The sequence below is a fragment of the Methylophaga sp. UBA2496 genome, assembly GCF_002341635.1.
Taxonomy (GTDB): Bacteria; Pseudomonadota; Gammaproteobacteria; order Nitrosococcales; family Methylophagaceae; genus Methylophaga.
The window spans coordinates 268,031-281,488 of the sequence record NZ_DDOK01000003.1; the positions used below are offsets into that span (position 1 = coordinate 268,031).

Below are 13,458 nucleotides of genomic sequence, written 5' to 3' on the forward strand. Positions count from 1 at the left end.
ACCAGCTGATAGCCATTAATCGTTTAACTGTAGATTAAGCTCTTTGGCCCAGAAAAGTGCGTCCAGATAGGCTGCCAGGAGTGCTTCGGCACTCACTACGGAATAATCAATTGCAGACCAGTTGCCCCGCTCATAATTCAATACCTGGTTAAGTGCGGTACCGGCAACGCCTTCTTTAAGTAAAAGGGCGGAGTGCAGTTCTTCGCTTAACGGCAGGTCTTGTAATAGTACTTCAAGCGGTTTATCCATTAAGGCATCAAGCGTGGAAAACAAGCCAGCAGCAAAAAAGACATCGGAATGGCCTTTATAGTATTTCGCCAGCAATTCGCACATTCTGCCTCGAATCATCGCGGTGGTGCGAAGCTCACTGGGTTTATTATCAAGGCCAGACAGGCATAACAGGCTGGCCCAGGTTTTAATTTTATTTTGTCCCAGCATCACAACAGCCTGGCGGGTACTGCCGACTTCGCGGGGTAGACCAAAAAATGCTGAGTTAATCAAACGAAGTAACTTATAACTTAACGCCACGTCCTGATTAATAATTTCAGCCAGTTCATCAACTTCTACCTCTGGATCCTGCAGCTTGACTAAAAGTTCCATCAGCGTTTGCGCCGCAGGGTCAACATTCTTATCGTGGGAAGTATCCGGTAAGGTGTAGAAAAAACCCTGAAGTAAGTCTATATCGTGAAGCTGGCACAAACTGAACTGCTTGAGTACGTTGACGTTCAAGGCACATAGCACTTCATGTTGTTGGCGCCACTGGGGTAAGTTTGCGGTTATCTCATCTGCAGAGAATGTATCCAGGTCGATCAATAAAGTTTGGGTCTGGCCTACATTATTTCTGGCATCAGTAGCATAACTTACATGCGTACTGGCCGGTTTGGATAACGATTTTTCATTTGCTTCAATAATTAAATCTATACCTGGCATGGCGTAATCAAAAAGCGCTTGTTGCCATGAGGCGGGAATCGTCAATAAGGTTTTTTGATTGTGGTTTATTGCCTGCAGAATATCAGATAGCTGCGACAAAAAATCGGGAACCGGTGAGTCTTCATTTAGCGGGTTACCATTGATGTCAAGAAATGTCAGGTGATAGCTGTCAACATCAAGCTTTTTGGATAGAAATAATGGCTGGCGGTGAATGAGACCGTTAAAGCTTTTCAGTGAGTCATATGCCGTATAGATATCCGTCATGTAAAGCCGCTCTTAATGTTTACGTTCGGTTAATAAGATTCTCGTCCAGAAAATGCATGAGAAAGTGTACCACTGTCAACATATTCAAGTTCACCCCCCAATGGAATACCATGCGCCAAACGTGTTACATGTATTTCTCTTGCCCGTGCCAGTTCACTGATGTAATGCGCCGTGGCCTGTCCTTCAACAGTCGGATTGGTTGCCAGAATAACTTCAGAAACAGTCTTCTGATCAAACCGTTCGATAAGATCAGGAATCCCCAGTGCTTCAGGTCCAATACCATCTAACGGAGATAAATGGCCGGTAAGCACAAAATATTGACCTCGATAATGGGTAGCCTGTTCAATTGCAATCACATCGCTGGGCATCTCGACAATACACAGTTGATCGTCACGACGAGAAGAGTCACTGCAACGACTGCAAATATCTTCTTCACTTAAAATCCGGCATCGACGGCAATGTTTTACATTGGCGAGTGCCTTACTTAACATTTCAGCCAGATGTTCACCACCGCTACGATCGCGCTCCAGCAGATGAAATGTCATACGCTGGGCTGATTTAGGCCCGACACCGGGTAAACAGCGTAAAGCCTGAATCAGTTGATCAATGCTGGGTCCAAGAGTCGCCATAATTGCCTGAGATTAGAAAGGCATCTTCATACCAGGAGGCATCATACCGGCCATGCGTTCCTGAGTGGTTTTTTCGACCTGTCTGACGGCATCATTGACTGCCGCAGCGATCAAATCTTCCAGCATGTCCTTGTCATCCTGAAACAGACTATCCTCAATACTTACCCGTTTTACATCGTGTTTCCCGGTCATGGTAATTTGTACCATGCCACCACCCGCCTGGCCGGTCACTTCAACATTGGCCAGTTCTTCCTGGGCTTTTTGCATATTGGCCTGCATTTGCTGGGCCTGCTTCATCAGATTGCCTAATCCACCTTTCATAGGAGATCCTCACTAGTTATAAGGGTTTAATTGTAGTATCGATTATACGGGCATTAAATGCATTTTTGATCTGTTCCACAACAGGATCATTGTGGATGGCATCAACCGCATTTTGCTGAAGCTCAGCGGCTTGTTGCGCGCGCTCAGCAGCCAATGTAGATATATTTTCTGTATTTGTTGCTTCAGTGAACACTAATATGACTTCAAACTGCAGTTGTTTACTGACAGCTGTTTGTAGTTTTGTAACCGATTTATCATTAGCCAGATGCTGTAGTTCAGGCGCGACGGAGAGATAGATTTTATTGTTATCCGTGCGGATAAATGCACAATGATCGGCAAGTTGTCTGGCAAAAGCCGACAACTTTAATTGCGCAATCAATGCCGTCCAATTTGCAGTGGTTAAACTGGCAAGTTGCTCTACTTCTTCAGAAATGGGCAAATCCGAAGTTACCGCTGATTCTGTTTTTGTTTCAACCGCTGCAACCGAAGCCGTTTTATGATCAATTGTTGGTTCTTCTATCTTAACGGCGACTGTATCAGTTTGCTGCGCAACCGTTTGTCCCGTGGCTGCCACAGAATATGGAGTTGTGGTATTCGCATCCGGGGAATAATTTGCTTCAGGTTCAATTGATGGACTCAGCGGTGCCGGAGCAGGCACCGGTTTCGCATTAGTTTGCGGCTTTTTTGCGGGGGACTGTCCTGCACTATTATTGACTGTTTGAGGCTGAAAACTCAGCATCCGTAACAAGGTCATTTCAAAACCACTGCGTGGATCCGCTGCATATGGCATATCACGCTTGCCATGCAGGGCAATCTGATAAAGCAGTTGAACCGTTTCTACGCTGAAAACATCTGAGAAATTTTTAAGTGCCGCATCATCTTGCTGGTCGAGCGTTTCTGTGTCGGCAATCAATTGAATTGTGGCAATACGTTGCAGGCTGGTCATCAAACCATCCAGCACCACGACAAAATCACGCCCTAAAGAGGCCAACTCATCGGTATGCGCCAGCAGGGCTTTAGCATCTTTTGTAGCAAACGCTTGGAGAAGTTGAATTAACTGCTGCTGTGACACACTGCCCAGCATCTGGCTGACAATTTCCGCGGTGACTTTTCCACCGGCAAAGGCAATTGCCTGATCCAGTAAACTCAGCGCATCCCGCATGCTGCCATCGGCGGCAAACGCAATTTGATTTAAAGCTTCGGCCTCAAAATCAATGTTTTCCTGCTGCAGGATAAACGCGAGATGATCTTCGATTTGTCTGATATCCAGCCGACGCAGATTAAATTGCAGACAGCGCGATAAAATAGTGACTGGCAATTTTTGTGGATCAGTTGTCGCAAAGAGGAATTTGACGTGGGGAGGGGGCTCTTCCAGCGTTTTTAATAATGCATTAAAACTGCTGGTAGACAGCATATGCACTTCGTCAATCAGATAGACTTTATAACGTCCACGACTCGGTGCGTATTGAACATTATCCAGCAGTTCGCGGGTATCATCGACTTTGGTACGTGACGCCGCATCCACCTCAATCAGATCAACAAACCGACCATTGTCGACTTCAACACAGCTGTTACATACACCACAAGGGGTAGAGCTGATGCCTTGTTCACAGTTGAGAGATTTGGCAAAGATCCTTGCCAATGTGGTTTTGCCCACGCCACGGGTGCCGGCAAACAGAAAAGCATGATGCAGGCGATCTTGATCAAGACCGTTGATCAGCGCGCGTAAAACATGCTGCTGGCCGACAACTTCGGCAAATTTTTTGGGGCGCCACTTGCGGGCCAGTACCAGATAACTCATGCAGCTTGTCAGATACCCAATGTGGTCATAAGGGTGGTGACCCAAACCAGCCCAATCTCGGCGCCCGAGTCCGATGGCTGCGCTGCTCCCTTCCGGGCCTGACGTGGTAACCAACATATCGTCGCGAGGAGACCGGCTGGGCCACCATAGAGTTAGCTATTCTATGCTTTTTTTGATTTCAGTGCCATGCATAGAAGTAATAAAAACAAAGAAATTTGTTATTGACGGAGTAATGAAGATTTTCTTGTTAGAAGTTGCAAAGGGCATTCGCATAACGCAGTGACCGATACTGACACTATTTAGAATTGTTGCATTTTCTCAGTTAGGTGTAACAAACCAAAAAGCTTGCGGTAAATATGAAAGAGGCATGCGTAAGAAAAAAATCAGAGAGATAAATCGAGGACGCTATGATCGGAATTAAATTGGCGGAGAACGAGGGATTCGAACCCTCGATAGGCTATTAACCTATACACACTTTCCAGGCGTGCGCCTTCAACCACTCGGCCAGTTCTCCTATAAGGGGGCAAAAGCTTATCTCAGTTCGTGTTTTCTGGCAATGCCGTTGAGTCTTCAACATGGTTTTCATCTGCCGATGATTTTGTTTCTGATTGTTTTGAGGGTTTGTTTTGATTGCGTTGATTGGTTTGTCTTGCGTATTGAGCCAGGCCTTTCAGTACCAGATCAGGTTCATGAATAAGGAGTTGTGGCAATAACCGGATTAATTCGTCAGCATCACCACCGGTGATTAAAAACCGAATTTCGTTTTTGAAATTCTGTTGCAGATCGTTGATAAGGTTTTCCAGGGTAGCGGTCACCATATACAACGTACCGGCTTGAATAGCGCTGTGCGTATTGGTTGCCAATAATTTAAATTCACTTTCCTGTGTGGCGTTATTCAGTGCATCTGTATTATCGGTCAACATTTGTTTCATCAGTGATAACCCCGGAAGAATCAAACCGCCCTGATGCTGACCTTTTTCAGTGACTATGTCGACCGTAATTGCCGTACCACAATCAATAATACAAGTGACTTCTTTGGCGTGCTGACGGCCAGCGATAATAGCTAACCAGCGATCTATACCAAGCGTTTCAGCCTGGTCATAAGCATTGGTGACACCAAAACGTCTTTTCTCACTTCGAATAAATACCGGAGTGAGCTGCCATTGTTTTTCAACCCATTCGCTGAGTTGAGCGGCCATTTTCTCACCTGCTACATTACTGACAAAAATTGCTGTAATGCCATCAAGTGATTTCCAGGCTTTATTCAGGGCTGCTTTGATGCCGGTCTTTGGTCTGGCAAAGCTTTCTGAGTCAGCCAAAACCTTGGATTTTATCGTTGTCCACTTGACCTGACTGTTACCGATATCGACTAATAGGATCATGAAGCAAACCTGATGCTGAGGTGGCTGTTGGACAAGTAGGCTACTTGCTGGTCTCGCATATATCGTAATTCACCTTGTTCGTTGATACCACAGGCAAGTGCGGTAAATTGACCGTTTTCACTGATGATATTGATGGCTTGATTATGTAAAGCATCATATTGTGGCCATAAAGGCAAAAAGTCGTTAAGACCACGATGAGAAAACAGTTCTAGAGTTTCAATCATATTTTGAATTATTTTAGCTGCCAGCCGATTGCGACAGGGGAGCGGGTTACAAAGTTGCTCCAGGCTGATAATGGGCTGAGGGATGGCAGTCTGTATATTGTCCGGTAGTGAGAGGTTCAAGCCGATACCGACGGTAACGTAGTTTTGGCTTCCGTAACGTGATTCTACAAGAATTCCTGCAAGTTTACGTCGCTTATGTAGCACATCATTGGGCCACTTAAGTTGCAGGTCGTCAATTCCATATTCTCTGAGCGTGTTTATCAGGGCAATACCAATAGCAATGCTCAAACCATTTCGAACTGACTCGCTTGTCAGCTGACGCATTATTGAAAGGTAAATATTGCCACTGGCAGGGGAAACCCATTCGGTACCACGTCGTCCACGCCCGGCGGTTTGCATTTCAGCAAGACACACTGATGTACCGGTTTTTCCGTTTTGTGCTTTTTGCCAGAGAATATCATTGGTTGATGTGACTTCAGAAAACACCTGAAGGCTATCAAGCTGATGGAGTATTTCAGGGGGTAGCGTTTCGCGGATAATTTTTGCGTTGAGCGCAACGTATGGAGGTAAACTCAAAATAAGGCTTCATAGTCAGTAACGACTATAGTGTATCGTCAAATGTAATTTTTTTGCCAGTGTTATGAGATATTGAGATTAAAAAGCCGTTTAAACTTTGATATCGAGCAATGAACCCAGTGTATCTGAACTGATTTGTAAGGCTTTGGCGGAAGCCTGAACCTGAAGTTTATCGCTGTTCATATTCACCATCGGTGTCACCATATCACCACCTTTGGTCGATTCACTGGCCACAGCAAAGGCGTTTTTGTTCAGGCTTTGCATACCACTCTGGATACCTTGGTAAGCTGATTGGATGGCTGGAATAGTGCTCATAATGGATTCCGGAAAAATAGTAGTTGTATTTCAACACTGTTCACAGCTTAAGTCTGTGAGTTTCTTCGCAATTTTGCTAAGGCACGAATATAAAGATTCGCTGCAATAAAGAAAACGCTGCTGAATATGACCTCAAATAAAGGATACCAGATAATGGCATCGCGACTGTAGAGTTCGCCAATACCATGAGCAATGTAAAATAACATCAAAAAGCTGGCCCAGGCATGGGTATAGCTTTTGCCATATAAGATCCCACGCATTGGAAACAGCAAGGGCATTACACCAATAATCAACCATGCTGCTACCGGAAAGTTTTCACTGTGTTCTGCGATCAAAATCCATATCAGCAAGCTTATCATCAGTCCAAAAAAACTGATTAAAGAAATCATTCTAAGGGATTGCACTAACTTCATCTGATCAGCCTTACAGCAAGGTCAGCTACCCGTAGCCCCAGCGCCTGACAGAGAACAATCTCTTCCTGGCTCATAGCGTGTTTATTATCCGGGCCTGCGAAATGGCTGGCACCATAGGGGGTGCCACCTGTCTGTGTTGTCATCAATGCGGCTTCTGAATAGGGCAAGCCACTGATTACCATGCCATGATGTAATAGCGGTAACATCATCGATAACAAGGTGGTTTCCTGCCCACCGTGCAGACTTCCGGTCGAGGTAAAGACTGCGGCAGGTTTACCGCTCAATGTCCCGGATAGCCAGTGATCACTGGTGCCATCAATAAAATATTTAAGGGCAGCTGACATATTGCCAAAGCGGGTAGGACTACCGATAATCAACCCTGCACATTCCTGTAAATCCGTTGCCGTGGCATAAAGATGGCCCCCAGGTGGGATTTCTTCTTCAGTTGCTTCACAGACGGTTGAAACCTTGGGAACAGTTCTGAGCCTCGCAGTACATTCCGGATGTTTTTCTACGCCCCGTGCAATGTGTTCTGCCATGGATTTAACATGGCCTGACTGGCTGTAATAGAGGATCAAAATTTCATGCATGCTGGGTTCTCAAAGAATATTCAACACCGCTTCGGGTGGTCTGCCAATAATGGCCTGATTGTTTTTAATGACGATAGGGCGTTCGATAAGTTTCGGGTTGGCACACATCGCTGTGATCAGATCCTCATCAGATAAATCCGCATTATCCAATTGTAATTCCTTGTATAGCGATTCTTTAGAACGTAACAACTGTCTGGGACGAAGCTTCAGTTGTCGTAGAATAGCCGTCAATTCATCCACTGAAGGTGGCGATTTCAGATATTCGACAATTTCAATATCTTGCTGCTGACTTTCAAGTAACGCCAGGGTTTCGCGTGATTTGCTACAGCGAGGGTTGTGATAAATACGTGTCTTGTTCATGAAGGTGAATCCAGTAATTTTTCCAAAGCAGTGAGATGAATTTCAGTTGGACGGACTGTTCCCCAGCTGGCACATCCGGGACATAGCCAATGCATGGTTTTTCCTGAGAAGCCACAGTTTTTACAGGTATAACGATCACCTTTTTCCACCATGGTTCTGGTAATACGTTCAATCAAAGGTATCAGTGCAATCTGGTTGCTTTCGCCAAGTTTAATCAATGTATGTAATCCTTCAACAGAAGGATGATGATGCAACTGTTCAAAGAGTATTTGTTGAGCGGCTTGAGTGTTTTCAAGCTGTGCGACAATATGCGTCAACATAATACGGGCGGAAGTCATATTCGGATGGCGGGTAATCAGTTGCGATAGCTGTTCACGAAACGCTGGTAAATCTCCCATTTGCTGATAGGCTTCGTGCCAATATGATAATGCTTCTGAGAGAAATTTAGGGTTTTGCTGTTCAATATTCTGCAGTGCATCCAGCGCTTTGCGCGGCTGTTTTAATGCCAGATAAAGTTTGGCTTCCAGGAGACTTGCTCTGACGCAATTGGCATCATGAAACAGGGCCTGTTTCAGCATAGTAAAGGCTTCATGTCGATCCTGATCGGCATGTTGTTCAGCTAATTCACAGTAAAACTGGGCAATCAAGGGCCTGACCTGGCCGGTTTTACTCGCATCAATCTGTTTGCCCATTTCGATCGCCTGAGACCATTTTTTTTCCTGCTGATATATGCGCATTAATTGTTTTGCGGCTTCCGGGTGGGGGTGGGGTTGTTGCAGTAACTCTAAAAAAAGATGTTCTGCCCGGTCTAATACCCCGGCATGCATGTAGTCCAGACCCAATTCCACCATTGCCTGCAGTCGTTGCTCACCATGTAAGCTGGGTCTGGCAATTAAATTTTGATGAATGCGTATGGCGCGTTCGGTTTCACCGCGACGGCGAAAAAGATTCGCTAAAGCCAAATGGGTTTCAACCGTTTCACTATTGACTTCCAGTAAGCCGATAAACACATCAATTGCTTTATCAGGTTGTTCATTGAGAAGGTAATTCAACCCTTTGAAGTATTCTGGATTGAAGGTCTTAGCATGCTTTTGTGGAAGGCGTTGGTAATGTCGCCTGGCGAGGAGCCAACCTGACAATGCCGCAACCGGTAATAACAAAAATAGCCATTGCATCATCATATTGACCTAGCGACTATCACGCACAGGTAAAATACGCAGGCTGTTTAATTCTTGTTCGGCATTTTGTAATTTATTGACTAATCGATGGTTTTCATAGCGGATACGGATGGTACTGAGCGCTATAAGTGCTGCTCCAATCATCAATCCCAACAGCAATACAGCAATTAATAAAACGGCTAAAGGTAATTGCCACTGAACAAAAAACAAATCAAGCGACACGACTTGCATGTTAAATGCAGCAAATGCAGTGCTAAGTATAAAAGCACTGATAAATAAGGCGAGAATAAAAATTTTTCTTATCATCTGTTCATCCTGTTTTCAGGCGGGGAATTCGCTGGGTGAAGATGATCATACCGTAATTATCTTCATTGCCCAGAGTGTGGGTAAATCATGTAGAATATCCGACATTCTGACAGGTCTGGCCTGTAAAAAATTGTATTTGTGGAGATTTCACCATGACCTTTGTTGTCACTGAAAACTGTATTAAATGTAAATATACTGATTGTGTTGATGTCTGCCCAGTAGACTGTTTTCACGAAGGTCCTAACTTTTTGGTTATTGACCCTGATGAATGTATAGATTGCACGCTTTGTGAACCTGAATGTCCAGCAGAAGCTATTTTCTCCGAGGATGATTTGCCTGATGAACAAATGGAGTTCCTGCAGATTAATGCGGAATTATCTCAAGTCTGGCCGGTGCTTTCCGAGAAAAAAGATCCATTAGACGATGCTGAAGAGTGGGATGGAAAACCAAACAAAACGCCTTTGCTGGAACGATAAGCTCAGGTAAAAAAAAGCCCGCTTTCCATAAGGTCAGCGGGCTTTTTTATGGCAGTTGTTTAATCCATTAACAGACGAAGTTTTTTCATCGCATTATTTTCAATCTGACGAATCCGTTCAGCGGAAACCTGATATTGTTCGGCCAGTGTATGCAAGGTGGCTTTATCATCATCATGCAACCAGCGCTGACTGATAATATCGCGACTGCGATCATCGAGTGTCGCTAGCGCATTGACCAGTTTCTGCTGTTGAAAATCAGCATAATCATCCTGTTCCAGTTGTTTTGATGGATCACTGTTATCCGTTGCTTTTAAATAGGCTGCAGGTGAATAAGTTGAATCGTCATCATCACTATCTACTGGCAAATCAAACGATGTATCCGGCTGGGCCAGACGGCGTTCCATATCAATTACATTGGCTGCGGTAACACCAAGATCTTCAGCAACAGCTTCAATTTCATCCTGGTTCAACCAGCCCAGACGCTGTTTGGCGCTACGCAGATTAAAAAACAATTTTCGTTGCGCTTTGGTCGTGGCGATTTTGACGATGCGCCAGTTGCGAATCACATACTCGTGAATCTCAGCGCGAATCCAATGCACGGCAAATGAAACCAGACGCACGCCTTTTTCAGGGTCAAAGCGTTTGACCGCTTTCATCAGACCGATATTACCTTCCTGAATCAGATCGGCAACCGGCAAACCATAGCCGCTGTAGCCTTTGGCGATACGAACAACAAAGCGTAAATGCGACAGAACCAGACGTTGGGCTGCCTCAAGGTCACCATTTTGTTGTAACCGTGTTGCTAAATCGTGCTCTTCTTCAGCCGTTAAAACGGGAATTTGATGCACGAGATTGGTGTATGCATCCAGATTGCCAATCGGTGCGGTGGCAAGTTGATATTGGGCTGCATGGGTTGTCATGTATGCGTTCTCCCTAAGAAAACCTGATTCATTTTACCAAATAGAATACCAAAAACTCTCTATTAGAATGAAGTTGGGATAGAAAGTTTCATTAGCCGACTAGCTTGGCTCAATTGCATTCAAATGTCTACTGACTGCCAGCCATGCCCCCATGACGCCAAGTAATAATCCGCAGAGCGGCAGACCAAATAACATTTGACCAGCGTACCATTTTAACTGGAACTGACTGTCATATAATGCGGCCAGTTCATCAATCGGGCCGCTGATGATAAGCAGACTGATCAGTAATGTTATCCACGCCAATACGCCGCCAAGCAAGCCATACCACATACCGGTATATAAAAACGGTCGTCTGACAAAGGTATTGGTGCCGCCCACTAATTTGATAACGCGGATTTCAGTCTGACGGTTAAGAATGGCCAGCCGAATAGTATTGCCTATAACCAGAAGCACACTTAACGACAATAGAATAGCCAGTATAGTAATGCCGCGTTGGCCTGTTTCATTAATACTGCGTAAACGCTGTAGCCACTGCATATCAAGCTGAGCTAAATCCACTTCAGGTAACGCAGCCAGTCTTGCCAATAATGCCTCAGTTGCTTCCTGCTGTTGATTTTCTTCCGGTTCGATAATGATTACTGCGGGCAGTGGATTAGCAGGTAATGTATCTAACAGACTTTCCAGGCCAGATATCTCGCGAAATTCATTTAAGGACTGCTGGGCAGATTGAAAGGAAACTTCATTTATATCCGGCCAGGTCAACAGTTGTTCTGCCAATTGCTGGCCGCGTTTGTCGGCAATATCATTTTGCAGAAATAATGAAATGCGATTGGCGTGTTGCCATTCTCCGCTTACCTGTTCGACGTTTTTCAGGATGACATAGAGGCCTGCGGGTAAGAGCAATGCGATACCAATTACCAGTAGGGTCATCATGGTGGCGACTGGTTGTCGCCATAACTCACCAAGACTGGAGAGCATGACCTGTATGTGGCGCAGCAGGTAGTTATGAATATTAAATAGTTTCATGAATGATTTTCAGCGAGTTTTCCCTGCTGCAGGGTGATGTGGCGATAGGGCATCTGGTTGATCAGGTCCTGATCATGGCTGGCAATAAATACCGTTACGCCGACCTGATTAAACTGTTCGAATAAATGCATGATCTCCCGGGATAGTTCCGGATCCAGATTACCGGTTGGTTCATCCGCTAACAAAACCGGCGGACGATTGACCACCGCACGAGCAATCCCCACACGTTGCTGTTCACCCCCGGATAAGGCAATCGGCAGGTTACGTTCTTTGCCAAGTAAGCCGACCTTATCCAACGCTGCACGAACCCTGCGGCCGATTTCCCGATGATTTTCACCGGCAATAATTAACGGTAACGCAACGTTATCAAACACAGTGCGATCATGCAGCAAATTATGTTCCTGAAATACCAGACCTATTTTGCGGCGGTAGTAGGGGATTTTCCATTTCGGTAACCGGTTCAGATTTTGATTATTGACAATAACCTGACCGTGTGAACTGCGTTCTATAAGGGCGATCAGTTTCAGTAAAGTACTTTTACCTGCGCCAGAATGGCCTGTTAAAAAAGCCATTTCGCCAGTCAGCAATTCAAAGCTAAGCCCGGAAAGCGCTTCCTGCTGGCTTTCATAGCGTTTATAAACCTGTTCAAAACGTATCATGGTGTGGTTTCACGACCCAGTAAGGCATCAACAAAATCTATTGCTTCAAAGCTTCTTAAATCATCAATCTGTTCACCGACACCGATATAGCGGATGGGCAGACCGATTTTCTTGGCAATCGCAAAAATGATCCCGCCTTTTGCCGTACCATCAAGTTTCGTCAGTGTAATACCGGTTAAGCCAATCGCCTGATTAAACTGTTCAGCTTGTGACAGGGCATTCTGCCCAGTACCGGCATCCAGCACCAGCATGATTTCATGCGGGGCATTGGTATCCAGTTTGGCCATCACTCTTTTTACTTTTTTAAGTTCTTCCATTAAATTGGATTGGGTGTGTAAACGGCCTGCCGTATCGGCAATTAAAATATCCATTTGTCGTGCTTTAGCAGCTTGCAATGCGTCAAAAATGACCGAGGCCGAATCGGCACCATTTTGCTGGGCAATTACCGGGATCTGATTGCGTTCGCCCCATACCTGTAACTGTTCCACCGCTGCAGCCCTAAAGGTGTCACCTGCCGCTAACATTACTTTTTTGCCCTGTAACTGGAATTGTTTGGCCAGTTTGCCAATAGTAGTCGTTTTTCCGACACCATTAATACCCACCATTAAAATGACAAATGGACTTGATGAGGGTGGAATCTGGAGTGGTTTGGATACCGGTTTGAGGATTTCGACCATATCCGCATGCATGGCGGCAAACAAGGCCTCAGGATCATTTAACTGTTTGCGGGCTACGCGTTGCGTTAAGTCATTAATGATTGTCTGCGTGGCTTCTATACCCAAATCAGCACTTAATAACTGGGTTTCCAATTCTTCAAGCAGATCGTCGTCAATGGTTTTTCTCCCCAGCACCAGATCAGCAAAACCCTCAGTCAGTTTTGAGCTGCTGCGACTCAGTCCCTGTTTAAGACGACCAAAAAAACTTGGTTTATCTGAAATGTCGGCAACTTGAGTATCTGCGCTAATTTCCGCATCATGTGCGGCTGACTGCTGATCAGTGAGCTTTGCAGGTTCGCTATTGTTTTCGCTGGGTTTGGCTTTTTTTCTGAGGAAACTAAACATATTCTCGGTTTGTCGTTAGTGTTCGAT

General features: G+C 45.1%; 17 protein-coding genes, 1 tRNA gene and 1 other RNA gene. 1 reads left to right on the forward strand and 18 read right to left on the reverse strand.

The window, feature by feature from the left end:
- Positions 1-15: 15 nt before the first annotated feature.
- The 14 genes from B2W60_RS02135 to B2W60_RS02200 form a co-directional block, all read right to left on the reverse strand.
- Complete coding sequence (locus B2W60_RS02135) at positions 16-1,194, reverse strand: EAL and HDOD domain-containing protein (protein ID WP_292361621.1); 1,179 nt, start codon at positions 1,192-1,194, stop codon at positions 16-18.
- A 29-nt stretch (positions 1,195-1,223) separates the two neighbouring features.
- Complete coding sequence (recR, locus tag B2W60_RS02140; protein WP_292361622.1) at positions 1,224-1,823, reverse strand: recombination mediator RecR; 600 nt, start codon at positions 1,821-1,823, stop codon at positions 1,224-1,226.
- Between the two features lie 12 nt (positions 1,824-1,835).
- The gene (locus tag B2W60_RS02145) at positions 1,836-2,144 is read right to left on the reverse strand and encodes a YbaB/EbfC family nucleoid-associated protein (RefSeq protein ID WP_292361623.1); all 309 of its coding nucleotides are present in this window, start codon (positions 2,142-2,144) and stop codon (positions 1,836-1,838) included.
- A 16-nt stretch (positions 2,145-2,160) separates the two neighbouring features.
- The gene (dnaX, locus tag B2W60_RS02150) at positions 2,161-3,945 is read right to left on the reverse strand and encodes a DNA polymerase III subunit gamma/tau (protein ID WP_292361624.1); all 1,785 of its coding nucleotides are present in this window, start codon (positions 3,943-3,945) and stop codon (positions 2,161-2,163) included.
- A gap of 41 nt (positions 3,946-3,986) precedes the next feature.
- Positions 3,987-4,083: signal recognition particle sRNA small type (gene ffs / locus B2W60_RS02155), an RNA gene on the reverse strand.
- 285 nt (positions 4,084-4,368) lie between these two features.
- Positions 4,369-4,459 (reverse strand) — tRNA-Ser (locus tag B2W60_RS02160).
- A gap of 22 nt (positions 4,460-4,481) precedes the next feature.
- On the reverse strand, positions 4,482-5,327 hold the full coding sequence (locus tag B2W60_RS02165) for a type III pantothenate kinase (RefSeq protein ID WP_292361625.1): 846 nt from the start codon (positions 5,325-5,327) through the stop codon (positions 4,482-4,484).
- Entirely contained in the window at positions 5,324-6,127 is an 804-nt protein-coding gene (locus tag B2W60_RS02170) for a biotin--[acetyl-CoA-carboxylase] ligase (protein WP_292361626.1), read from the reverse strand. The genes B2W60_RS02165 and B2W60_RS02170 overlap by 4 nt, the downstream gene beginning before the upstream one ends.
- A 90-nt stretch (positions 6,128-6,217) precedes the next feature.
- Entirely contained in the window at positions 6,218-6,442 is a 225-nt protein-coding gene (locus B2W60_RS02175) for a hypothetical protein (RefSeq protein WP_292361627.1), read from the reverse strand.
- 47 nt (positions 6,443-6,489) lie between these two features.
- Positions 6,490-6,855, reverse strand: a complete 366-nt coding sequence (locus B2W60_RS02180; RefSeq protein ID WP_292361628.1) for a DUF2069 domain-containing protein — start codon at positions 6,853-6,855, stop codon at positions 6,490-6,492.
- Positions 6,852-7,445, reverse strand: coding sequence for an NAD(P)H:quinone oxidoreductase (wrbA, locus tag B2W60_RS02185; protein ID WP_292361629.1), 594 nt, complete (start codon positions 7,443-7,445; stop codon positions 6,852-6,854). Before wrbA ends, B2W60_RS02180 begins: the two co-directional genes overlap by 4 nt.
- Before the next feature lie 9 nt (positions 7,446-7,454).
- The gene (gene arsC, locus B2W60_RS02190) at positions 7,455-7,805 is read right to left on the reverse strand and encodes an arsenate reductase (glutaredoxin) (protein ID WP_292361630.1); all 351 of its coding nucleotides are present in this window, start codon (positions 7,803-7,805) and stop codon (positions 7,455-7,457) included.
- Positions 7,802-8,983 (reverse strand): lipopolysaccharide assembly protein LapB, encoded by a 1,182-nt coding sequence (gene lapB / locus B2W60_RS02195; protein ID WP_292361631.1) that lies wholly within the window; start codon positions 8,981-8,983, stop codon positions 7,802-7,804. The genes arsC and lapB overlap by 4 nt, the downstream gene beginning before the upstream one ends.
- A 9-nt stretch (positions 8,984-8,992) precedes the next feature.
- Positions 8,993-9,289, reverse strand: coding sequence for a LapA family protein (locus B2W60_RS02200; RefSeq protein WP_292361632.1), 297 nt, complete (start codon positions 9,287-9,289; stop codon positions 8,993-8,995).
- 152 nt (positions 9,290-9,441) lie between these two features.
- Between B2W60_RS02200 and fdxA the strand changes: the two genes are divergently transcribed.
- Positions 9,442-9,765: a ferredoxin FdxA gene (fdxA, locus tag B2W60_RS02205; protein WP_069296830.1), complete on the forward strand. Its 324-nt coding sequence runs from the start codon at positions 9,442-9,444 to the stop codon at positions 9,763-9,765.
- Between the two features lie 59 nt (positions 9,766-9,824).
- Here the strand turns inward: fdxA and rpoH are convergent, their stop codons facing one another.
- The 4 genes from rpoH to ftsY all read right to left on the reverse strand — a co-directional run bounded on the left by rpoH (position 9,825) and on the right by ftsY (position 13,431).
- Positions 9,825-10,685, reverse strand: a complete 861-nt coding sequence (gene rpoH, locus B2W60_RS02210) for an RNA polymerase sigma factor RpoH (RefSeq protein WP_292361633.1) — start codon at positions 10,683-10,685, stop codon at positions 9,825-9,827.
- Between the two features lie 99 nt (positions 10,686-10,784).
- Positions 10,785-11,711 carry a permease-like cell division protein FtsX gene (ftsX, locus tag B2W60_RS02215; protein ID WP_292361634.1) on the reverse strand — a complete coding sequence of 309 codons (927 nt, stop codon included), beginning with the start codon at positions 11,709-11,711 and terminating at the stop codon, positions 10,785-10,787.
- The gene (ftsE, locus tag B2W60_RS02220; protein ID WP_292361635.1) at positions 11,708-12,370 is read right to left on the reverse strand and encodes a cell division ATP-binding protein FtsE; all 663 of its coding nucleotides are present in this window, start codon (positions 12,368-12,370) and stop codon (positions 11,708-11,710) included. Before ftsE ends, ftsX begins: the two co-directional genes overlap by 4 nt.
- Complete coding sequence (gene ftsY / locus B2W60_RS02225; protein WP_292361636.1) at positions 12,367-13,431, reverse strand: signal recognition particle-docking protein FtsY; 1,065 nt, start codon at positions 13,429-13,431, stop codon at positions 12,367-12,369. Before ftsY ends, ftsE begins: the two co-directional genes overlap by 4 nt.
- Positions 13,432-13,458 lie beyond the last annotated feature (27 nt).